Origin of the sequence: Kribbella qitaiheensis (assembly GCF_014217565.1) — a bacterium.
GTDB lineage: Bacteria > Actinomycetota > Actinomycetes > Propionibacteriales > Kribbellaceae > Kribbella > Kribbella qitaiheensis_A.
Genome location: NZ_CP043661.1, coordinates 6,364,560 through 6,385,855, shown reverse-complemented (window position 1 = coordinate 6,385,855; position 21,296 = coordinate 6,364,560). Strand labels below are relative to the sequence as shown.

Annotated in this window: 26 protein-coding genes; 17 read left to right on the top strand and 9 right to left on the bottom strand. The window is 65.5% G+C overall.

Going from position 1 to position 21,296, the window contains the following annotated elements; genetic code table 11:
• Positions 1-72 precede the first annotated feature (72 nt).
• Positions 73-363 (top strand): transposase, encoded by a 291-nt coding sequence (locus F1D05_RS41210; RefSeq protein WP_246486100.1) that lies wholly within the window; start codon positions 73-75, stop codon positions 361-363.
• On the opposite strand, the gene F1D05_RS41205 is transcribed toward F1D05_RS41210, so the two are convergent.
• The 3 genes from F1D05_RS41205 to F1D05_RS30505 form a co-directional block, all read right to left on the bottom strand.
• Positions 360-656 (bottom strand): hypothetical protein, encoded by a 297-nt coding sequence (locus F1D05_RS41205; RefSeq protein ID WP_246486099.1) that lies wholly within the window; start codon positions 654-656, stop codon positions 360-362. The genes F1D05_RS41210 and F1D05_RS41205 overlap by 4 nt on opposite strands.
• Positions 653-862 carry a hypothetical protein gene (locus tag F1D05_RS41200; protein ID WP_246486098.1) on the bottom strand — a complete coding sequence of 70 codons (210 nt, stop codon included), beginning with the start codon at positions 860-862 and terminating at the stop codon, positions 653-655. The genes F1D05_RS41205 and F1D05_RS41200 overlap by 4 nt, the downstream gene beginning before the upstream one ends.
• 347 nt (positions 863-1,209) lie before the next feature.
• On the bottom strand, positions 1,210-1,776 hold the full coding sequence (locus F1D05_RS30505; RefSeq protein ID WP_185443846.1) for a DNA topology modulation protein FlaR: 567 nt from the start codon (positions 1,774-1,776) through the stop codon (positions 1,210-1,212).
• Positions 1,777-3,121: 1,345 nt separating this feature from the next.
• On the opposite strand from F1D05_RS30505, the gene F1D05_RS30500 reads away from it, so the two are divergent.
• Complete coding sequence (locus tag F1D05_RS30500) at positions 3,122-3,565, top strand: SRPBCC family protein (RefSeq protein ID WP_185443845.1); 444 nt, start codon at positions 3,122-3,124, stop codon at positions 3,563-3,565.
• A 226-nt stretch (positions 3,566-3,791) separates the two neighbouring features.
• Here F1D05_RS30500 and F1D05_RS41195 read toward each other — a convergent pair whose 3' ends face one another.
• Complete coding sequence (locus F1D05_RS41195) at positions 3,792-3,971, bottom strand: hypothetical protein (protein ID WP_246486097.1); 180 nt, start codon at positions 3,969-3,971, stop codon at positions 3,792-3,794.
• 227 nt (positions 3,972-4,198) lie between these two features.
• On the opposite strand from F1D05_RS41195, the gene F1D05_RS30490 reads away from it, so the two are divergent.
• Both F1D05_RS30490 and F1D05_RS30485 read left to right on the top strand, forming a co-directional pair.
• Positions 4,199-4,498: a hypothetical protein gene (locus F1D05_RS30490; RefSeq protein ID WP_185443844.1), complete on the top strand. Its 300-nt coding sequence runs from the start codon at positions 4,199-4,201 to the stop codon at positions 4,496-4,498.
• A 482-nt stretch (positions 4,499-4,980) separates the two neighbouring features.
• Complete coding sequence (locus F1D05_RS30485; RefSeq protein WP_206685891.1) at positions 4,981-5,922, top strand: phosphotransferase; 942 nt, start codon at positions 4,981-4,983, stop codon at positions 5,920-5,922.
• A 956-nt stretch (positions 5,923-6,878) separates the two neighbouring features.
• Here F1D05_RS30485 and F1D05_RS30480 read toward each other — a convergent pair.
• Both F1D05_RS30480 and F1D05_RS30475 read right to left on the bottom strand, forming a co-directional pair.
• A protein-coding gene (locus tag F1D05_RS30480) for an IS3 family transposase (protein WP_185449045.1) occupies positions 6,879-8,077 on the bottom strand; the annotation gives its coding sequence in 2 pieces (ribosomal slippage) (positions 6,879-7,813 and positions 7,813-8,077; 1,200 coding nt in all).
• Between the two features lie 485 nt (positions 8,078-8,562).
• Entirely contained in the window at positions 8,563-9,135 is a 573-nt protein-coding gene (locus F1D05_RS30475; protein WP_246486095.1) for a hypothetical protein, read from the bottom strand.
• 198 nt (positions 9,136-9,333) lie between these two features.
• On the opposite strand from F1D05_RS30475, the gene F1D05_RS30470 reads away from it, so the two are divergent.
• The 5 genes from F1D05_RS30470 (at position 9,334) to F1D05_RS30450 (ending at position 13,333) form a co-directional block, all read left to right on the top strand.
• Positions 9,334-9,525: a hypothetical protein gene (locus F1D05_RS30470; RefSeq protein WP_185443842.1), complete on the top strand. Its 192-nt coding sequence runs from the start codon at positions 9,334-9,336 to the stop codon at positions 9,523-9,525.
• 123 nt (positions 9,526-9,648) lie between these two features.
• Positions 9,649-10,326 (top strand): GAF and ANTAR domain-containing protein, encoded by a 678-nt coding sequence (locus tag F1D05_RS30465; protein ID WP_185443841.1) that lies wholly within the window; start codon positions 9,649-9,651, stop codon positions 10,324-10,326.
• A gap of 167 nt (positions 10,327-10,493) precedes the next feature.
• Positions 10,494-11,156: a Pr6Pr family membrane protein gene (locus F1D05_RS30460; RefSeq protein ID WP_185443840.1), complete on the top strand. Its 663-nt coding sequence runs from the start codon at positions 10,494-10,496 to the stop codon at positions 11,154-11,156.
• Positions 11,153-12,373 carry an NAD(P)/FAD-dependent oxidoreductase gene (locus tag F1D05_RS30455; protein ID WP_185443839.1) on the top strand — a complete coding sequence of 407 codons (1,221 nt, stop codon included), beginning with the start codon at positions 11,153-11,155 and terminating at the stop codon, positions 12,371-12,373. Before F1D05_RS30460 ends, F1D05_RS30455 begins: the two co-directional genes overlap by 4 nt.
• Positions 12,374-12,394: 21 nt before the next feature.
• Positions 12,395-13,333 (top strand): sigma-70 family RNA polymerase sigma factor, encoded by a 939-nt coding sequence (locus F1D05_RS30450; RefSeq protein WP_185443838.1) that lies wholly within the window; start codon positions 12,395-12,397, stop codon positions 13,331-13,333.
• A gap of 396 nt (positions 13,334-13,729) precedes the next feature.
• On the opposite strand, the gene F1D05_RS30445 is transcribed toward F1D05_RS30450, so the two are convergent.
• A complete protein-coding gene (locus F1D05_RS30445) occupies positions 13,730-14,194 on the bottom strand; it encodes an Ohr family peroxiredoxin (RefSeq protein WP_219732970.1) in 465 nt (154 codons plus the stop codon).
• A gap of 118 nt (positions 14,195-14,312) precedes the next feature.
• On the opposite strand from F1D05_RS30445, the gene F1D05_RS30440 reads away from it, so the two are divergent.
• The 7 genes from F1D05_RS30440 to F1D05_RS30410 all read left to right on the top strand — a co-directional run bounded on the left by F1D05_RS30440 (position 14,313) and on the right by F1D05_RS30410 (position 20,076).
• Entirely contained in the window at positions 14,313-15,113 is an 801-nt protein-coding gene (locus F1D05_RS30440) for a helix-turn-helix domain-containing protein (protein WP_185443837.1), read from the top strand.
• Positions 15,114-15,374: 261 nt separating this feature from the next.
• Positions 15,375-16,573, top strand: a protein-coding gene (locus tag F1D05_RS30435) for an IS3 family transposase (RefSeq protein ID WP_185449045.1) whose coding sequence is annotated in 2 segments (ribosomal slippage) — positions 15,375-15,639 and positions 15,639-16,573 — 1,200 coding nt in all. Because the reading frame shifts where the segments join, the coding sequence is not laid out codon by codon here.
• A 58-nt stretch (positions 16,574-16,631) separates the two neighbouring features.
• Positions 16,632-16,775 (top strand): hypothetical protein, encoded by a 144-nt coding sequence (locus F1D05_RS30430; protein ID WP_185443836.1) that lies wholly within the window; start codon positions 16,632-16,634, stop codon positions 16,773-16,775.
• A gap of 126 nt (positions 16,776-16,901) precedes the next feature.
• Positions 16,902-18,017, top strand: a complete 1,116-nt coding sequence (locus tag F1D05_RS30425) for a serine hydrolase domain-containing protein (protein ID WP_185443835.1) — start codon at positions 16,902-16,904, stop codon at positions 18,015-18,017.
• Positions 18,018-18,094: 77 nt separating this feature from the next.
• Positions 18,095-18,589: a hypothetical protein gene (locus tag F1D05_RS30420; protein ID WP_185443834.1), complete on the top strand. Its 495-nt coding sequence runs from the start codon at positions 18,095-18,097 to the stop codon at positions 18,587-18,589.
• A 33-nt stretch (positions 18,590-18,622) separates the two neighbouring features.
• Positions 18,623-19,513: an NAD(P)-dependent oxidoreductase gene (locus tag F1D05_RS30415; RefSeq protein ID WP_185443833.1), complete on the top strand. Its 891-nt coding sequence runs from the start codon at positions 18,623-18,625 to the stop codon at positions 19,511-19,513.
• Between the two features lie 56 nt (positions 19,514-19,569).
• Positions 19,570-20,076: a GNAT family N-acetyltransferase gene (locus tag F1D05_RS30410; RefSeq protein ID WP_185443832.1), complete on the top strand. Its 507-nt coding sequence runs from the start codon at positions 19,570-19,572 to the stop codon at positions 20,074-20,076.
• On the opposite strand, the gene F1D05_RS30405 is transcribed toward F1D05_RS30410, so the two are convergent.
• Positions 20,066-20,218 (bottom strand): hypothetical protein, encoded by a 153-nt coding sequence (locus tag F1D05_RS30405; protein WP_185443831.1) that lies wholly within the window; start codon positions 20,216-20,218, stop codon positions 20,066-20,068. The genes F1D05_RS30410 and F1D05_RS30405 overlap by 11 nt on opposite strands.
• 287 nt (positions 20,219-20,505) lie before the next feature.
• On the opposite strand from F1D05_RS30405, the gene F1D05_RS30400 reads away from it, so the two are divergent.
• Positions 20,506-20,730, top strand: coding sequence for a DUF1737 domain-containing protein (locus F1D05_RS30400; protein ID WP_185443830.1), 225 nt, complete (start codon positions 20,506-20,508; stop codon positions 20,728-20,730).
• An 83-nt stretch (positions 20,731-20,813) separates the two neighbouring features.
• On the opposite strand, the gene F1D05_RS30395 is transcribed toward F1D05_RS30400, so the two are convergent.
• Entirely contained in the window at positions 20,814-21,224 is a 411-nt protein-coding gene (locus F1D05_RS30395) for an SgcJ/EcaC family oxidoreductase (RefSeq protein ID WP_185443829.1), read from the bottom strand.
• Positions 21,225-21,296 lie beyond the last annotated feature (72 nt).

The window sequence follows — 21,296 nt, the reverse complement described above, 5'->3', positions numbered from 1 at the left end:
ACCGGGTCCTGGACGCCCTGGCCGACAAACTCCCCCGCGGTCGTCGACCACCTCGAACAAGCCCGCGCCGACGTGCTCGCGTTCACCGCGTTCCCCAAGGAAATCTGGCGACAAATCTGGTCCAACAACCCCCAAGAACGACTGAACCGCGAGATCCGCCGCCGCACCGACGTGGTCGGCATCTTCCCAGCCCGAGACGCCCTGATCCGCCTGGTCGGCGCCGTGCTCGCCGAACAACACGACGACTGGATCGAAGGCCGCCGATACCTCGGCCTCGACGTCCTCACCAAGTCCCGCACCACCCTCATCGACACCACCAAGGAGGCCACCACCAACACCGAAATCCCGGCGCTCAGCGCCTAACCAACCACAGGATCACGCGACACGACCGCTACACCACTCCGCTGGACTTGACCCGCGAAGGAACGCCACTCCCGATTGTCTGCCGCTCGGGTGTTGGTCGTCGAGACTCCAGCGATGCGCTGCGACGATCGCGAGTACGAGCCCCTGCACTCGCCGACCAAATCTTGGTCAGCGTCGGGATAGTGCTGGCTGACCTCGCGGGGCACCCAGGCCAGGTCGTACTCGACAGGCCCACGGGCGGTGTTTTCGAAGTCGATGAAGAGCGGCCCGTTCTTCGTGTTGAGGATGTTCAACGGATGCGGCTCGCCGTGCAGCAGCTGTTCGGCGCCGCGCCGGTTGACGATTGATCGCCCAGATCGCGCAGCGTGTCGGCGAGCAGCGCCCGGTCCGTATCCGCGAGATCGGGAGTGACGTCACGGCTGGCAACGTCTCGTTGAGTAGCAGCCACTCGATCCATGAAGTGTGGCGTCGTGACCTCGATCCGCCGCAGGGCCGGCATGAAGACGTGCGAGCGCCTGCGCGTACTCGGCCGGCGGAAGCATTCGAGACCGCACAGGTTCGAAGTGGGCCCACAGGGCGATCTTGAAGCCGTCCTGCACGAAGACGCGTGGTTCGACCCGAGGCTCGAGCGGGGCGACCGGGCTGTCCGTCTGCGCTAGCCGTCTCACGAGTTCAACTTCTTGCTCTGCGCTTGCGAAATGCGTCATGGGCGTGACCCGGGCGACGGTGTCGCATGGCGTCAGGCGGATGACGAGTCGGTTGGAGTCGCTGAGAACGATCGCGTCGTCGACGGCCAAGTCGAGATCTGAGGCGGTCGACATCGCCGCAGCCACCGCACGCCGCGCCTCAGTTGCTTCCATCTCCGTGTCCCCTCCCCGCGACGTCGACTGACCCGTCGAGGAATTCCCTGATCGCCCGTTTGGACCTGAGCACGTGCCGGGTCGCGTGGTGCCCGTGTCGGGCAATGATCGCTTGCTCGCGTTCGAGTTCCGCGCGCCGGTTCCGCCAGATCAGCGGGATGAGGCGCCATTCATCGCGCAACCGTTGCCAGGCCGAGTACTCACAGCCTTCAGGCAGCGTGTCCGGCATTCGGCAGCCGCGCAGCAACGCTCGTCCCGCGCACCGCCACCACGGCGTGGCTAGGACCACCACGGTGTCGGCGAGTTCGAGTCTGAGATCGAGCGTCTCGGTGTAGTTGCCATCGGCGATCCACGCGTCGTTGGCAAGGAGGCCACGTTGTTTCTCGCGCCACTCGGCCTCCGACGGTTCGGTCCAGCCCGCCTTCCAGAAGTGGAGGTCCAGGTGAATGAGCGGTAGGCCGGATTTGACCGCAAGTGCCCGGGAGAACGTGGATTTCCCGGATCCAGCCATCCCCGTGACGACGATGCGGCGTTGCGTTTCGTGGGGGTACATGACACCTCGCAGGGTCGCAGCGGTGCCAGGTTCGACTACATGAAGGCTGTCTGCGCCGTCGTGTCGAAGCTGGCAAATGACCTTCTGCGACACGGCAGGATCAAGGATGCCCCGGCGGAGCTGACAGCGTTCTCACGACTGCCATGCCCGCCGAATTGGCCACCGGGCAAGGCTCCCCGCGATCAGGAAGCTCCCGGCAGCATCGCATTGCTGCATACCTGCGCAGCACGCGACGACACGTCCGTACCTACCGTGTCAGCGCGTGCGCCGCCGGCCGGGTAGGTCGCGACGCACCCGACCCCAGACGCCATCCGCCATCCGCCATCCGCCATGAGAAGCCTCTCCAACGAAAATTCAAGGAACGGGCCCGCAAACACCGGCCGTCCATTCAGCGCGATTCTAACCGGTCGCGCGGCATCTGCCAGTCGGTTTGTCGGCTGCGCCGGGGCGACCGCCCCCGGTCAAGCCGCCAGGTCACCGGTCGGTGCCGGCGACGTCAGCTGGTTCGGGAAGGCCTTGACCGGGTCGTAGAGCTGTCCTGTCTGCAGGCAGTAGTAGAGCTGACCGAGCATCCGGTTGAACAGGTTTCACAGCGCTGGCCAGCTATGGGGCCGACAGCATCGACGTCACAGCTGGGTTCGAACCGCTTCCTGGGGGCCGCCTGGTCGGGCGGGTTTCGGTTGGCAACGATTCCGTTGGGAAATGGAGCATTGCGCTTCCCGCGGTCCGGAGCGAAAGCCGTTCTGACTCGAAGCTAGCGCCACCAGCCCGGGCTGGCGACACACCTCGTCGCCGGCCCGAGGTGACACCATCGTGACTTCGAAACTGGCACAAATGCGACCAGCTCAGCAGTTCCTCAAGTCCCCCGGAGGAACGCGAACCCAGCCGGGCCTTGGTCGCCGATGGCTGGATCCTCCATGCCATGGCACAGCCCCAGCGAGGTCTCCCGGCCCCCGCCAACTTGCAGCTCGTCCGCTCGGATTGGATCGAACCCACGGGTACAGGCCCAGTAGTTTCAGCCCTTGCCCCGTGGGTTTCGGCTGGGAAACGTTCAGTTAGCGTGAACTTGCGGGAGCTAGCGGCCTGGGACAGTTGCCCAAGCACCGAGGGGCTAATCATTGTTTTTGCGCTGGAAGCTACGGGAAGGCCGATCACCTGGACGCCCCTCGCCGGTGGGCTCGTCTGCCATCGCGCCGACTCTGCCAGGCCCCGGGGCAATCTGGACTAGACCGACGGGGGCCTGGCGCGGTTGTCGATTCCGTGCGGTCCTGTTCGTCATGCTGAGTAGAAGCCAGTGAAACCCGGCTTCATCGCGGCACGCGCACCAGCGAGAGGAAGAGTTGAGATGTCATCCATCGTGACGCAGGTCGAGATCGATCGGGAACCGGAAGAGGTGTTCGCCTACGTCACCGACCCCGCCAATTTCAGCGAGTGGCAGGACAACGTGACCGGCGGCCACATGGACGACGGGCCGACTCGTGTCGGTTCGATCTGCAGCACGACCCGGCGCATCGGTGGCAGTGAGCGTTCTGTTTCGTCCGAGGTCACGGTCCTGGATCCGCCGCGGGCCTGGGCTGTGCGGGGAACCGATGGGCCGATTCGGTCGATGGTGAATGTGGCCGTCGAGCCGATCGGCGACGGGCAGGCGTCCCGGGTCACCATCGACTTGGACTTCGCCGGCCACGGGATCGGCAAGGTACTCGTGCCGCTGCTGGTGCGCCCACAGTCCCGCAAGGAGATGCAGCGCAACGTCGCGCGGTTGAAGAGCCGTCTGGAATCGGCCGGCTGATCCAGCGCTGCGTGTGGCGGTTGCGATGCTGAGACTGGACCGAGGGGTAACCGTGGCCGGCGGGGAGCAGCTTAGCGGGCGCGGCCGGGCGCAGACTGGCGACATGGTTGCCTTGGCACCCGATCTTCGCGGCCCGATGAGCGCGCGATGTCGGGCGGATCTCGCTTCGAGTTGAAGTGGGACGGGTTCATTCACTGAACTCTGTCAACCGCCGGGGATGCCCCGGCTACTTCCAGAACCGGCTCCAGACGGCGCGCTTTGCCTGACCGAGGGCGTCGATGACGTCTTGGTCTGTTTCGGCGTTCTCAGTGACGCCGAGCGCCAGGCCGATGTCGCGCCAGGAGGCGCCTGTCGCGAGGGCTTCTCGGACAGCTTCGCCGAGTGCCTTGTCGAGCGCGATCGACAAGGCAGCACTCCTGCACCGCCTGGAGCGGATCGCGCTGCCACCTGCCGCGGTGACTGAGGCGCAGGCCTGCACCGTGCCCGGAGATCCGTAACTGGGGAGTTCGCGTCAACATCGCTTCCACCTCGCTGGTTGGTGACCTACTCCGAGCGTAGGACTCGGGAGCGCGGGTGTGGATGGGCCTGTTCGGGCAGATAGCTATTGGTGGTGGCGGCGCGGAGGATGGGCGTATGACTGTTGCGCCCGAGAGTGTCCAGCAATCGGCAACGGTGTGCTGGTGTTGTGGCCGTGAGTTCGATGATCGAGACCTGGTGCGGTTGGGTGCCCACCCCGAGGTCGGTGTCTGTCTGGGGTGCGCCCGGTTCCTGCAACGCAGGGCCGAAGAGCGGGAAGATCAGCTGCGCCCGACGCGTGGGGCTCGCCTGCGGGGCGTGGTGCGCTCGGTGCGGGAGTGGGTGATCAGTCGTCGCTGGCACGAGCTTCCGGTGATCGGTGCCCTGTTGCGGCGGATCGACGTGAGGTTGCCGTAGGGGCTGCGGTGGTGAGCAGGCCGAGTTCTTCGGCTTGCGCGTGGTTGAGGATCTGGCCTGGAACCTGGAGGTGTGCGGTGGTCCAGGCTTCGGCGGCCGCGCGGCTGGTGAAGAAGCTTGGTCGACCGGCACTCGGCCCCAACCGCCAGGCCAGGCAGCAAATCCGCGAACATGCCAACGTCAAAACAGTGAGCGGTCCGGCGCCGTTCGGCTCAGCGCCGGGCTGGTGCGGTCGCGTGGTAACGGTTAGATTCGCCGCTCCGAGTTGCGGTGTGGCCTCCTCAAGGTCCTCAACCTCACCCTCAGCTCGAGCCGAAAGACGGGCCGGGCGGCAGCATCCGCCCGGCCCGTCCGAGCGCGGCAACGAACTGGTGCCGATAGCGCGACGCTGATCGGCCTTCACATCGGGGCGGCGGAGCTGTCCCGTCGTCCTGCCGTCCCAGCTTCCGCGATCACTTACCAGCGCATGTGAGGATGTTCAGATGTCGCCTCGCGCCGGTGTCGTCGATCCTGGCCGCCTTGCCCGGTGGTGCATCAAGCATCTGGGCAGCCCGCCAGCCGACGAGATATTCAGAGCCGGGCACCTGTCTACCGTCACAGGACTCCGGCTGGCTGACGACCGTGAGGTCGTGGTCAAAGTCCGTCCGGACTCGCCGCGGATCGCGGCATGCGTCGAAGTCCAGCGACGCATGTTCCAGGCCGGTTACCCGTGCCCGAGGCCGCTCACCGGCCCCACACCTTTCGGCAGCGACGTCGCAACCGCGGAGGTCTACGTCCCCGGCGGTGCCACGCTCCCGAGCGCGGACCACGCGGCCGTGGCCTTCGCTGAGGCGTTCGAACGGCTGATCCGGCTAGCTCCCCGGCCGGGCGAGGTGTCCACGCTCGACCCGGCACCGTCGTGGGCAGCCTGGAACCACGCCGGGGACGGACTGTGGCCGCGTCCGGAGGACCTTGATGTGGACCTCAACGAGGTGGCCGGCGCGGAGTGGATCGACGATGCCGGGCGCCGTGCCCGGGACCGGCTGCGAGTCGGTGATTCCGAAGCCGTGATCGGCCACTGCGACTGGCTTGCGGGCAATCTGCGCTGGAGCGGAGACGGGCTGCTGGTGGTGCATGACTGGGACAGCGTGACCGCCGCCGGCGAAGCCGTCCTGGTCGGCTTTGCTGCCGCGCTGTATTCGACCGTCAGCGCGGACGAACTGGCCACCGTCGAGGACACTGAGCGGTTCCTCGTCGCGTATTGCCATGCGCGTGGCCGGGAGTTCAGCGCCGGCGAGCTTCAACAGTCGTGGGCGGCTGGCGTCTGGACCAGGGCCTACGACGCCAAGTATCAGCACGCGGTCGGGCAGCCCGTCACCTCACTGTCGGAGAATGAGGCCCGCCAACGCCTCCGTCGTACCGGCACGGGCGCGCGAAGGCCATAACAGGCCCTCACCGCTAACGGCTTTCTGTTGGTCCCGAGGCCGATCTGGCGCACTGACAGCTCCCATACCGACACCCCGAGTCTGGGGATCGAGGAAGCGGGTGTGTCGGACACCTGGCGGGGGCACTGGCGATCGCACGGCACCGTGTTACCCGAGGATCCAGGTGCCGAGGCTCCGGTGTTCAGCAGCGAGCGCCGGAGCCGCCCGAAACTGGGGGGTCGTGGATCTAGTCGGCGGTCAGCGCCGGCGCATCTGTCAGCCACGATGACCGGCATCGAGAGTTCGCAGCAGACCTCGTACGGCGAAGGGCCGCCTGGCGGTCGGTCTGTGGTTGAGGTTCCCGGGTGGGGCTGCCGACCCGGGAACCCCGCAGCGAACCGGCGAAAAGGGGGGTCCCGCCGGCTCAGGGCTGCGCGAGTCCAGTACCCCTTCGGACGCGATACAGGACACCACTTCTTGGTTAAGTCGCCAGGGTGGCTCCGGGCTGGCGAGGGGATCCATCCTGGCGGGGTTGTCGCCGGGCTTAACACTGAAACAGTGTGGGCGCCGCTGAGGGGGCTGGGGTTGGCCCTCTAGAGTGGGCGCCGCCGAGGCGGCCCTGACAGGGGCACTAGAGGGGTCAGGGATGCGCCTGGCACGGCGCCGGATCCCGCTCTGACGGGGAAGCGGGATCCGGCCCATCGTCATGCCGGCACCGCCCGGGCGACCTCGACCTGGCGCCCGAATGAGCGCGCGGCACAGCGGCGCGTACCGGCGGGAGGCGATGGGTACACGTGGAGAGCGCCGAAGAAGCCGGGGATCCGCATCGAGGGGCGGAACCGGCACGAGCCCGCCCGGCGTGCTGGCCTCATCAGATGCCGGGCGGGCGTCCCGCGTTCCCCCAAACCCGTCGGCCACACCGCCACAGCGATACATGAGGTGCCACGCGCTTTCCGGACAGCTTTTTGATGGCTGATTCAGGCGGCGGATTGTGTTTCCAGGTAGTCGTCGTGGGCTTGCTGTGGGGTCCGGTAGCCGAGCCCTGAGTGACGGCGTTTAGTATTGTAGCGCAATTCGATGTAGCGGGCGATATCGCGGCGTGCATGGTCGCGGGTCGGGTACTCGGTTCGGTGGGTACGCTCGTTCTTGAGAGCGCCGAAGAACGATTCGGCCATCGCATTGTCGTAACAGATACCGGTCCGCCCGACTGATTGGCGAAGATTATTGTTCTTCAAAGTCGCGGCGAACTGGGCGGAAGTGTAGTTGCTGCCCCGGTCGGAGTGAAAGATTGCGCCGTCGACAAGATCGTGATTCCGCACCGCCATGTCGATCGCGGCTTCGATCAGCGGGGTTTTGTAATTGTCGTCCATGGCCCACCCGATCACAGCTTTGGTGTGGCAATCGAGCACGGTCGCCAGATAAAGCCACCCTTCCCAGGTCGAGACATAGGTAATGTCTCCGACCATCTTGTGCCCCGGAGCATCAGCGGTGAAGTCCCGATCTACCAGATCCGGGATCGGGCCGGCCTGGCCATCCTGCTCGGTCAGACAGTGCCGCCACGGCCGCGGCTGGCACGGCTCCAAACCCAACTCACGCATGAGCTTGCGCACCAACTCCAGCCCACAGGTCACACCCCAGGCCACCAGGTCGGCATGCACCCGCCGGTACCCGTAGGTCTCGTCGGACTCTTCGAACGACTTGACGATGATCAGCTTGAGTTCGCCTTGGCGGCGCGCAGTCGCCGACATCGGACGGCTCCGCCAATCATTGAAACTGGACCGTTTCACCTCGAGCCACCGGCACATCTTCACAATCGACGGCGCATTTCCGTTCTCTCGGGTCAACCTGTTGGCATACTCCGCATCGATGAACTCGAACTTTTCGCTCAACGATGATCCTTGGCAAAGTATGCTGCGGCTTTTTTTAGGAACTCGTTTTCCATCCGGAGTTCTCGCGTCTCCCGCTCCAGCTCGCGGAGCCGCGCACGCTCGTCCATGCTCAATGCCGGTTCCTCGCCGGCATGGTCTCGCTTAAAGGCGCTCACCCAGTTACTGAGGGTTCCCGGGTTGATGCCGAGCTCTCTCGCGACCTGAGTGACAGAACGTGAAGTCTCAATCACCGACTTCACAGCTTCCTCCCGATACTCAGGAGTGAAATTCTTCTTCGGACGCGGCAACATCTTCCCTTTCCGGACAGCTCAATCTTAGTTGAGCCGCTGTCCGGAAGGTTCGTGGCACCTCAACAGGTGTCGTTCCTGTGGATGGACGGATTGGCCTTGACCGTGAAATCGGATGTCGTTTGTCTGTGGGTTCGGATGCTGTTGGGGCTTGGTCGGGTGGCGTGATCTCCGTGAATTTTGATGTCGGTAGGTTGCGTGCTGTGTAGATCGTTGGGGCTGTGGGTGAGCCTGCAGGAGTCAGTACCGGTTGATGACTTTGCCGCCAAAGGTGAATCGGCCGACGATTGCAGCGCGGAGACATGGATCGGTGAAGGTCTTGCTCCAGCCGGTGAACGACTCGTTGGACGCGTTCGCGACAGAGTTTGTTTCTCGCGTTCGGTGAGGACATAGAGCAGCGGCGCGGCGGTCTAGTTCAGGTAGGAAATTCGTCGCACAGTCACTTCCTTGCGGAAGGTGTCTCCTATGCGCTAGCCGATGGCTGGTCAGTCTCCCTTTTGGTCCTGCGAGCTCAGCTTGATCATTTGCCGGCCATTCCAATGGTAGATCTCGACCCGGGTTACAGATGGGCAGCAAGGTTTGTCGTCGACAGCGAAGATTCCCGACTCCACGACCAAGTCCTTCTGCTGGCTTTCAGTGATCTTCAACCGCTCGCCGCGCAGACTCCAGACCTCGCGCGGACCGCGTGGTTCGATGGCCATCAGGACGGCACCGTAGACGAACTTGTCCCCGGTGTGAATCATCACGACGAGCTGCGGATAGTTGGACTGGAGCACATTCACTGTGGGTCCGCGGATCATGCAGCGCTCGAACACGAAGCACGTCGCCAGCACGGTGCGGAAGAACGGATCCAGCTCCTTGTTTCCCAGCAACGCGAGCCGGACCTGCGCTAGGTTGACCGTGACGGCGGGCGGCGTCCTCTTCGTCGGAGCCTGCGTCGGCAAGAACCCGCGTTCGGACGACGGGGCGGAAAGGACCGGCGTCCCGGCTCCCTCGACCCGCAGCCCCTCACCGCTGCCGCAGGCCGACAACGTCAGCACCGCCGCCAGCACGAGCACGAGCAGGCGGCACGCCCTGACTAGCGTTGGTGTCCTCCTGGTGTCCCTCACCTCAACGATCCCCCGCGATGGTTCACTCGGCTACTTCACCTAGTTCGGCCACATCCATAGTGCTCCGTCAACAAGCACGTCTACCTTGCCACCACAACCCCTGCAGCGACATCAAGATTCACCGACAACCTCCGGCCCAATCCCAGGGTGACATCGCAATCCACAGAGATCCGACACCTTCAAACACGGTCAGGACCAGACGGATCGGCGCCGCTCGCGGTCACCCTGCTGATCGCCGCCGTCGCAGCGACCCTGCTGACCCTGCTGGTCGGAACCGCGCGCATCACCCAGCTACGGCGCCGCCTGGCGGGACGCCGCCCCACCCCCACCAACAAGTGACACCTGCCCGAGCGGCACCCGCAGCGCGTCCTTCCAAGGGGCGTACCAGGCGGCGGGAGATGATGATGCCGGGTCGCTCCGGAAGCGCGGGCACACCACCGTTGGATCGGTTGGAGCTTTGGTATGCCCGGGGACCACTCCTCAGCGCAGTCATTCGGTCGGCTGGCCGCTGAACTGCACGAACTCGACAACGTCGAGGCGACCGTCGAGCACGTGATCCAGTTCGCGCTGCAGGCGGCCTGGTGCAACTGCGCCTCGGTCGTCTTGATCGCCAAGAGCCGGCGACCACAGATCCTCACGCTCACCGAGCTGTACCAAAGCCAGATCGACGCCGCCGCCGAGCCGCTGCTCACCGTCATCCACGACGAAGCAGCCCTGCTGATCACCGACGTGAAGACCGAGACCCGGTGGCCTGCGCAATGGCGCGGCGGCCTGCTCGCGGCCGGGATCGGCAGCGCGATCCACCTGCCTTTGCTGGTAGCCGGCCGAGCTCAGGCGGTGCTCAGCCTCTACAGCGAGCAGCCGCACGGGTTCGACAACGACGATGTCGCGGTGGCGCACATCCTGGCCCGGCACGCCTCGGTCGCGATCTCATCTGCCCGGCACCGGGCCTCGATGGACCAGGCCGTCGATGCCCGCCGAGCGATCGGGCAAGCGATCGGGATCCTGCAGGAACGCTACAACCTGGACACCGACCAGGCCTTCGAGGTGTTGAAACGCTACTCCCAAGACATCAACCGCAAATTGCGTGTCATCGCCGACGAGCTGATCGCGACCCGCCACCTTCCACAACGACACTAAGTGCGGTGTGCAGACGACTTCGGACATCGACAGGCGTGCCGCCACCCATGGTTCCGATGCGGGGGGCTTGTCGGTTATTCGAAGAGCGGTCGACGGCGGCGGCTTGGTCGCGGCCCGTGGCGCGGCGAGTTCGCGAGTTCGCGAGGCGGTGCCCATGATGGGGGGGCATGACTACAGCGACCTCTGCCAGGCCAACCTCTGTGGCCGCCCTGCGGTGGGCGCACGCCGCGATCGCGCTGGTGATCCTCGGCGCACTGGTCATTCAACTGACGCTGCTGTTCACCGGCGGCGCGGACGCCAACTCCGGCCAGACCGGCGAAGCGGTGAGCATAGGCGTGCGGCCGTGGCGGTTGTTCAGCTACTTCACCATCGAGAGCAACCTGATCGTACTGGCGGCGTGCGTGGCCCTCGTGCTGCGGCCGGACCGCGATGGGCACGTGTGGAAAGTGGCCCGGCTCGACTCGCTGCTCGGCATCGTGATCACCGGCCTGGTCTTCGCCATCGTGCTGGCCCCGCAGGTACACCTGACTGGTGCCACGATGGTCGCGACCATCGGCTTCCACTACGTCTCGCCATGGCCCACGTTGCTGGCCTGGCTCGTCTTCGGACCGCGGCCGCGGATGACTTGGCGCACAGTCGCCGCGGCCTTCATCTGGCCCTCTGAGCGTCCTCGAGCACAAGACGCCACAGCCTCGCCAGTCCTGACAGGATGTGGCGCAGGTCACCCGGTCGGTGCTGTGACTCAGGCCACAACTCATTCCTGTCAGCAATCGGGGCGCTGTCCCGCTCAACCCCACAAGAGCAACCGAATCGACAGGAGCACCACATGAAGCACCGGATCGTGATCCTCGGCGCCGGCTACGCAGGGACCTTCGTGGCCGGGACGCTGGCCCGCCGGCTGTCCCGGGCCGACACCGAGATCACCGTCGTCAACGCTGTGCCGGACTTCGTCCAGCGGCTGCGGCTCCACCAGTTCGCGGCCGGGCAGAAGATCGAGAATCCGTCGCTCACCGAGGTCTTCGCCGGCACCGGGATCCAGTTGCGGCTGGCCCGCGTCACCGCCGTCGACGCCGAGCGCCGGGTCGTCACGGTCGCCGACGCTGACGGTGGCGGCGAGCTCGGATACGACACGCTGGTCTACGCGCTCGGCAGCCACGGCAGCAACAGCGGCCTTCCCGGTGCCGCTGAGCACGCCTTCGACATCGCCAGCCGCCCATCGGCACTGCGCCTGCGCGAGCGCCTGGACATGCTGGACAAGCGAGCCGGAGGCGGCAGCGTCCTGGTCATCGGCGACGGGCTGACCGGCATCGAGAGCGCCACCGAGATCGCCGAGTCCCGACCCGGACTGTCTGTGACGCTGATCGCCCGCGGTGAACTCGGCGCCAGGCTCTCGACCGGTGCGCGCAAGCACCTGCGCCGGGTCTGTGACCGGCTGGAGGTCGCCGTACTCGAACACACCAGCGTGGAAACCGTTGAGGCCGAACGAGTGCTCTGCGCCGACGGAACCGTCGTGGCCTCCGACGCGACCGTCTGGACGGCCGGGTTCGCGGTCGATCCGATCGCCGCCGAGGCCGGGGTGGACGTCACCGACGACGGCCGGATCGTCGTCGATCGCACCATGCAATCGGTGTCACACCCAGGTATCTACGCGATCGGTGACGCCGCCTACGCCATCGGCGACAACGGACGACCGCTGCCGATGTCCTGCGCCTCGGCCGGCTACACCGGAACGCAGGCGATCGAAGCGATCATCGCCCGACTCACCGGCCGCGATGTACACAAGACCAAACTGCTGTACTACGGCAACCACATCAGCCTCGGCCGACGCGACGGAATCGTGCAGATGGTCGACGACGAAGGAGCCGCGAAACCGAAGTACACCGGCCGCCGTAACGCCGCGATGATCAAAACCGGCATCATCAAGGCGTCGCTGTGGGCCACCTCGCATCCGACCTTCGGCATGCCCAAGCGCAAGCACCGGGTCACCACCGAGCCGCGCACGCTGACCGCCGTACGCAGGCCGGACACACCGGCCGAGATCGCCTGACCGCCACTAGGGTCACCTTTCGTGGACAGCATCGCCATCGATCGCTTCGAGGCCAGCCGGAACCGGCTGGCCTCGCTGGCCTATCGTCTGCTCGGTTCGGCGGTCGATGCCGAAGACGCGGTACAGGACGCGTTCCTGCACTGGCAGGCAGCCGATCGGGAACAGGTCAAGGTGCCGGAAGCGTGGCTGACCAAGGTCGTCACCAACCTGTGCCTGGACCGGCTTCGCTCGGCGCAGCACCGCCGCGAACGCACCGCTGGCAACTGGCTGCCCGAACCGCTCCTCGACGGCGACCCGATGCTCGGCCCGGCAGACACGTTCGAGCAGCGCGAATCGGTCTCGCTGGCCGTGCTGACCCTGCTGGAACGCCTGACGCCCGTCGAACGAGCCGTCTACGTCCTCCGCGAAGCCTTCTCTTACAGCCACGCCGAGGTCGCCGGGATCCTCGAAATCACCGAGTCCGCCAGCCAGCAGCACCTCCACCGGGCCCGGCACCGCATCACCAGCGCACCTCACCGCGGCCGACAAGTCAATCGCGCATCCGCCCGCAGCATCGTCGAGGAATTCCTCGCCGCCGCCTCCTCCGGACGCACTGAGCGCCTGGTGGCACTTCTCACCGACAACGCCACCGCGATATCCGACGGCGCAGGCCTGACCGAGACCCTCCTGCAGTACAACACACCACAGCGGATTGCAACGATCGTCCGCGGCGGCTTCAAACCCACCCCCGCAAAACGCCGCTTCGCCGGCGGCACACCCGCGATCCACTACGCAGAGGTCAACGGCGGGCCCGCGATCCTCTTCGTGGTCGACGAACAAATCGTCGGAGCCGTGACGTTCGACATCACCAACGGAAAGATCGCGACAGTACGTGGCATCGCCGCACCCGCGAGACTCACCCGTCTCACCACCACCTGGCGGCGGCACGAACCGAAGGCCCCACTCGTCGCCGAGTGGTGACAGCGAAAGCCACCTTCGATCGGACCATCGGTCCCGAACTCCACCACTCGACCCACGTCAGCAAGCCCTCCACCCTTACCCCTACGCCGCCAACTGCCGCGCTGAAAGAGTTCAGTCAATTAGCCGGCTCGCCGTCGTCCGCTCGAGTAACGGTGCGAGGTTGCGGTCGCGGCAGCACAACGACCTGACCGACCGGTTCCCCGACGTCGCGGCCGCGGCCAGTGCCCAGCTGCCCGCCGGCGTAGTACTGGACGGCGTTATCTGAGGTCGCAGGTTACGTGTTCGGCACGTCTCCTCGATCGGCGTCTCGTCGTCCCAACGATGGCCTGACCGAGATCGACCGTCTGTTCTCCTTCACCTGCTCCCCAGCCTGTCCGCGTAAGGTCCTGGATTGCCTCACTCGATGACGATCTCGACCGGGATGTTCCCCTGGGTGGCCAAGGAGTACGGGCAGGAACGGTGTGTTGCCTCCAGCAACTTCTTGCCGGTATCGCCGGCCAGGTGATCGGGGAGCTCGGCCCGGAGTACGGCGGCTAGTGTGAAGCCCGGCCCGGTCGGCACGAGGCTGACCTCGGCGGTGACCGCGACATCCTTGGCGTCCAGGCCTTGGCTCTGGGCGATGAGACCCATCGTGGTGGAGAAGCAGGCGGCCCAGCCCGCGGCGAAAAGCTGCTCGGGGTTGACGCCGTCGCCTGTTCCACCCATCTCCTTGGGCATTGCGAGCTGGACGTCCAGCCGTCCGTCGGAGCTGACAGCGCGGGCGTCGCGTCCAGATGAGGTGGCGACGCCGGTGTACGTCGGGTTCATGGTCTTACCTTCCGTCCTGGTGTACTTGCGAACGCTGTCAACGATCACCTCCATCCGGAACAGCCTCAATTACCTCCTTGGTGCAGCAAACCGCGTTACCTGACTGGTAATGGTCGCTCGCCTGCCAGCGCCCTAAGCTGGCGTGACCACTACGGCCAAGAATGCGACCGCTATGACTGCAGAACCTCTCGTAGAGCCACAGACCGTCGGCGAACTGGTCCGCTTCTGGCGGGTGCACAGGCGGCTGAGTCAGCTCGACCTGGCCCTCGATGCCGAGATGTCGACCAAGCACCTCAGCTTTGTCGAGACAGGGCGTGCCCAGCCCAGCCGGCAGTTGCTGGTCCATCTGTCCAACCAGCTGAACCTGCCGATGGCCGAACGCAACCGTCTCCTGTTGGCCGGTGGGTTCGCGCCGATATACCTGGAGAAGCCGTACGAATCCGAGACGATGCGGCCGCTGCGCGAATCCTTGCACCAGTTGCTCGACGCGCACATGCCCAACCCGGCGCTGATCGTCGACGGACTGTGGAACCTGATCGACGCCAACGACGCGGCGTCCTTGCTGTGGGCCGGAGTGGACCCCGAACTCCTGAAACCGCCGGTCAACCTGTTACGGCTGTCGGTGCATCCCGGCGGCATCCCCAGCATCTCGTCGATGACGGCCGCCTGCAGCGCCCCACTGATCCACCAACTGAAACGCAAAAGCCGCGACAACGCCGACAAGGCCCTGGCCGCCTTGGTCGATGAAGTCGAGTCCTATCTACCCGACAAAGCACCCACGGCCGCCACCCAGCCTATGGTCACCCTCGACCTCCGCACCCGCCTCGGCGACATCCGCCTGTTCACCCTGATCGCCACCATCGGAGCCCCCCTCGAAGTAACCGCAGCAAGCCTCGCCATCGAAACCTTCCTCCCCGCCGACCCCACCAGCGCCGCCCGCCTCCAAGAACTGGCAGCCTCCAACGACAGCTGACCGAAACCCTCCGACGAGGCCGCGAAGATCGTCCGCAAGCTCAAGCCCCCTGAGCCCGGCGACCCGGGACGCCCATCGGCGAGTCCGCGACGTGTTGAACACGTAACGTGCGACCTCGGACAACACCGTTCTCCAAGTCTTGTCGTCCGCGCCCCCGTGTATCGGCGCCTCGCACGTCATGGACATGTCCTCGGTTTGAGGTGCCACGAACCTTCCGGACAGCGGCTCAACTAAGATTGAGCTGTCCGGAAAGGGAAGATGTTGCCGCGTCCGAAGAAGAATTTCACTCCTGAGTATCGGGAGGAAGCTGTGAAGTCGGTGATTGAGACTTCACGTTCTGTCACTCAGGTCGCGAGAGAGCTCGGCATCAACCCGGGAACCCTCAGTAACTGGGTGAGCGCCTTTAAGCGAGACCATGCCGGCGAGGAACCGGCATTGAGCATGGACGAGCGTGCGCGGCTCCGCGAGCTGGAGCGGGAGACGCGAGAACTCCGGATGGAAAACGAGTTCCTAAAAAAAGCCGCAGCATACTTTGCCAAGGATCATCGTTGAGCGAAAAGTTCGAGTTCATCGATGCGGAGTATGCCAACAGGTTGACCCGAGAGAACGGAAATGCGCCGTCGATTGTGAAGATGTGCCGGTGGCTCGAGGTGAAACGGTCCAGTTTCAATGATTGGCGGAGCCGTCCGATGTCGGCGACTGCGCGCCGCCAAGGCGAACTCAAGCTGATCATCGTCAAATCGTTCGAAGAGTCCGACGAGACCTACGGGTACCGGCGGGTGCATGCCGACCTGGTGGCCTGGGGTGTGACCTGTGGGCTGGAGTTGGTGCGCAAGCTCATGCGTGAGTTGGGTTTGGAGCCGTGCCAGCCGCGGCCGTGGCGGCACTGTCTGACCGAGCAGGATGGCCAGGCCGGCCCGATCCCGGATCTGGTAGATCGGGACTTCACCGCTGATGCTCCGGGGCACAAGATGGTCGGAGACATTACCTATGTCTCGACCTGGGAAGGGTGGCTTTATCTGGCGACCGTGCTCGATTGCCACACCAAAGCTGTGATCGGGTGGGCCATGGACGACAATTACAAAACCCCGCTGATCGAAGCCGCGATCGACATGGCGGTGCGGAATCACGATCTTGTCGACGGCGCAATCTTTCACTCCGACCGGGGCAGCAACTACACTTCCGCCCAGTTCGCCGCGACTTTGAAGAACAATAATCTTCGCCAATCAGTCGGGCGGACCGGTATCTGTTACGACAATGCGATGGCCGAATCGTTCTTCGGCGCTCTCAAGAACGAGCGTACCCACCGAACCGAGTACCCGACCCGCGACCATGCACGCCGCGATATCGCCCGCTACATCGAATTGCGCTACAATACTAAACGCCGTCACTCAGGGCTCGGCTACCGGACCCCACAGCAAGCCCACGACGACTACCTGGAAACACAATCCGCCGCCTGAATCAGCCATCAAAAAGCTGTCCGGAAAGCGCGTGGCACCTCAGTTCAAGGTTGGCGCGTTGGGGAGGCGGCGGTACTTCAGCTCCGATGGCCGCGACTACCCCAGCCGCACCGTCCAGGCAGCCGCGATCGCTGAGATCCCCGGCGTAGTAGACGGCCACACCCGCGTCCCCGTGCTGGGGTTGAGCTTTGCGACCGGCTGAGGACCAACCAGCCCCTCCGCCTTCCCTCTCCCCACCTTCCCTCGCCACCGCCCACGCGCCTTCCCCTCACCTCCGTCGCATCGCCTACCTTTGGCTGCTTTCCCCGGGTGTTTGTAGGGTGCTGGGATGGATGTGATTGGGGAGTTGGTGGGGGCGGCTGAGGGGCTGGTTGCTGCGGGTGAAGTGCCGGGGGTTGTGGTTGGGGTGACTGACGGGGAGCGGCAGTGGGTGCGCTCGGTGGGGGTGGATCGGCCCGGGGGTGAAGTGCTGCCCGGGGATGCGGTGTTTCGCGTTAGTTCTATGACCAAGCCGCTCATGGGTGCTCTGACGCTGCGGTTGGTTGATGACGGGGTGCTTGCGCTGGATGATCCGGTGGGGCGTTGGCTGCCTGAGCTGGCTGGGCAGAGGGTTGTGCGGCGGCTTGATGGGCCGGTTGAGGACACCGTGGCTGCTGAAAGCGTGCCGACGGTTGAGGATTTGTTGGTGATGCGGCTTGGTTTCGGGTTCGCCTTTGAGGTTGATCAGTGTCCGGTGGCTGATGCGGCAGTTCAGGCGGGGCTTGGGATGGGGCCGCCGTTGCCGTCCGCGGTTTCACATGAGCCGGACGAGTGGGTACGCCGGTTCGCCGAGTTGCCGTTGATGGAGCAGCCGGGCAGGCATTGGCGGTACGAGTTCGCGTACGCCGTACTCGGGGTTGTGCTCTCGCGTGCGAGTGGCGTCGACCTGCCTGCGTTGCTGGCTGACCGTGTTCTCAATCCGCTGGGTATGAGCGACACCGGGTTCGTCGTACCGGAGCATGCGCGTGAGCGGCTGATCCCGTGCTTCACCAACGGTTCGGCTGTCTTCGATGGTGTGGCCGACAGCGACTGGCTGGGAGCTCCGGCCTTTCCCCATGCGGGCGGCGGCCTGGTCTCGACGGCGGCGGACTACCTCACCTTCGCGGGCAGTTTGCTGTCCGGCGACAGCAGCGCGATGACGGTTGATCGGCTCACGCCCGAGCAGCGGTTGGGCGCGTCTGCGCAGATCTTCCTCGACGGCGAAGGGTGGGGGTACGGCGTACAGGTTCGTCGATCGGGTCCGGGCATTCCCGCCCGTTACGGGTGGGGCGGCGGTCTCGGCACCCTTTGGTACAACTACCCCGATCACGGCATCGGCGCAGTACTGATGACTCAGCACCTGCCGCCGTCACCCGCCACGATCGCGACCCTCACCGACACGCTGGACGCCGCTCTCGCCACCTGACGCGGGCGGCACCAATCATCCGGCGGCTGCGCGTTTCCTGCAGGAGTTGGACCGGATGGGCTGGGAGGATCGGCAGGGTGAAGGTGTCGGGGAGCGTTTGGTTCGTGTACGGAGTGGCTGTGCTGGTCACCTTCGTGATCGGCCTGCTGGCGTTCAGTGTGTTCGTGCTGTCGAAGGTCTTCGGATCGTCGTCACCTGAGCCGAGCCCGCCGGCACCCGAGGTTGTACAAGCTCAGCCGTCCGCCGCGCCGACGCCGGTCGCGCGGACGAGTGCCGCGCAGGTGCTGGAGGTCCGGTCGGTAGTTGCCGACCCGCGTCAACTGGTACTGATCGTGGCGACGCCGGTCGGCTGCGCCCAGAACCTTCGCGCCGTCGCCTTCGCGGAAGGCGCGGGAGCGGTCGCAGTACGAGTGACTCAGCAGACCAGCACCGGATGCCGCTGGCAACGAAAGCCAGTACTTGCGACCGCCAAGGCACCCATTGCCGATCGCACCCTGCTCGTCAACGGCACACCCTGGACCCGAACCGACTCCGGCCGCTACCAGCAAGCTCTCCGCGCCTCCACGTCCTGACCCCTTGCCTGAACATCGGCGACCATCAGGTCTATGACTGTTGAGATCGCGGTAGTGGGAGGCGGCCGGATCGGGCTGCCTGTAGCGGAACGGCTCGTGGCGGGTGGGCATCCTGTGCGGGTGTTCGATGTCCGTCCTGAGGTGGAGGCAGCGGCTGCCAGCGTCGGCGCCGGGTGGGGCGAACCCACTGCCGCCGAGGTGGTCATCACGGTGCTGCCGGGCAGCCCTGAGCTTCGACAGGTGATGCTCGGCGGACTGCTCGATCGACTCGATCCGGCCTGCACCTGGATCGACCTCACCAGCGCCTCACCCGCACTGGGCACCGAGTTGGCTGCGGCAGCCGCTCGACGCGGAGTGGCCTATCTGGACGCGGCCCTTGGCGGTGGTGTGAGTGCCGCGGAGAACGGGTCCATGAAGCTGTACGTCGGGGGCGATGCGGAGGTGCTCGATCGGGTCCGCCCGATCCTCGGTTGCTTCGCCGGCCAGATCCACCACATGGGCGAAGCCGGGTCCGGCTATCTCACCAAGTTGCTGATCAACCTGCTCTGGTTCGGTCAGGCCGTCGCAACCGGTGAGGCACTTCTGCTCGGCCAGAGCGCAGGACTCGATCCTCGTCGGCTGACCGAGGTGATGCTCGACAGCGCGGCCTCCTCGGAGTTCATCGCCTCTTACCTGCCGTCCGTGTTCGCCGGCGACTACCTGCCGAACTTCGGACTGGACCGTTGCGTGGAAGAGCTCGATTCGCTGGAGGAGCTCGCGCAAACGCGGCGCACGCCGTACGACGTGTCGTCCGCGGTCGGCCGCCTCTATCACCAGGCGCTTGACGCCTTCGGTCCGGTGGACGGCGAGCTACTCGGGATCGCCTATCTGGAACAAGCGGCCGACCGCGAGCTGGCCGAACCATCCGATCGACCACCGAAATAACGGCTCCGCAGTGATCCTTCTTGCGACAACGTCGCATCTAGAGGCACGATGGACCAGTGATTGAGGTCTACCGCGCGCGGGAAGCTGATGCTGAGGCAATTGGCCTGGTCCATGCGTCGTCCTGGCAGGCGGCGTATGCGCCGTTCTTCGACGAGGACTTCGCCGCCGAGCAGATCGCGTCCCGGCTGGACCGCTGGCATCAGCGGGTGGCTGACGGCGACGGACTGATCATGGTCGGCGCGGTGGACGACCGGGTGCTGGCGTTCTCCTGGAGTCTGAGTTCGGTGGAGCGTCCCGGACTGGCCGAGATCCTCAGTTTCTACGGGCATCCGGACGGCTGGGGCACCGGTGTGGTCGCGACGCTGATGGACGAGACGCTGCGGCAACTGCGGGCCGACGGGTTCGAGCAGGTGCATCTGTGGACCTTGCGGGACACCCCGCAATCTCGCCGGTTCTACACCAAGACGGGCTTCACCGAGACCGGCGCCACCCGGCCGCGCGACTTCGGCAACGGGGAGCCGCTGGCCCAGCTCGAGTACGAACTGGCGGAACTCACATACTGACGAGGCGCTGTTCGAGAGTGTCGAGGAACGACTCGACCTGACGGTAGGTCTCGGAGCTGTACGCCCCGATGCCGCGCTCGGCGACCAGCGCATCGTTCCTAGGCGGGTTGCGGTCTGCTGCTCGGTGGGGTTGAGTCGACACACAGAGTGACCGCACGCTCCGGCAATGAGCCGCGTATCGTCCGAAAAGGACAGGGGAAGCGGTGATAGGGAGGACGAATTGCTAGTGAATTTCAGCGGGACAAGATCGCTGGGTGTTCCACGCGATGGACGCCTCTGGCGCGGCGACGACCCCAAGTCCCCGTCACAGTGGGTCTTCGGCCCGTACTGACCGGCGGCCGCGGGGCACATAGCCCCTTGCCCCGGGACGGGTCGGCGCTGACGACAGTGGACGTCGAGCGGCTGATCCAGAGCAGGGATGATGGGGGCATGAGTGTGCCTCCGAACGGCCTACCTGCCTACCGAGTCCTGACCGGTCCCGATGACGCCGCCTTCTGCCATCGGGTCAGCGAGGCGATCGCGCTCGGCTACTGCCTGTACGAGGGCCCCGCCGTGACCTTCAACGGCGAGCGTGTGATCGTTGCGCAGGCGCTCCTATGGCCGCAGGGCGAAACAGCCAGTGACTCGCCAACAACCGCTGGTGTTCCGGGCTGACCCGCCCGCCGTCACGCTGACGGCTGCGCCCCGTCCTGGCTGACGGGACGGGGCGCAGTCTGCTCAGCGCGTGGCTGCTCGGCTCACTGCCCGGGCGCCAGCATCGGGCTGTTGTGATACGCGGCGATCAGCCACTGGCCGTCCCGCTTCTCGAACACCCAGGTGCAGTTCACCTTGCCCGCGTCGGCAACCTCGGTCTGGTCGCCGAACAGGATGCCGGATTCGCTGATGACGATCGCACCGTCCCGGCCGACGAAACGGATACTGAGCTGCTTGTTGTACGTCGAAGTGCCTTTGAGCGGCCCCTCGAAGCCCAGCGCCATGCTCTTGCGGATCTCGTCACGGCTGTTGCGGAGCGAGCCGGTCATGATCGCGGTCGCGTCCGCGGTGTAGTCGGCGACCATGCCGTCGGCGTCGCCGGCCTCCCACGCCTGGTAGGAGTCAACCAGTACGGCCTTGATTGCGGCCTGGTCATCGGCACGACTGTCTGACATCGGATTCTCCCTTGTAAGCGGCCCACCCGGGGTACCCGGGAGGACTCGCCAATACATACCGGCGACGAAGCC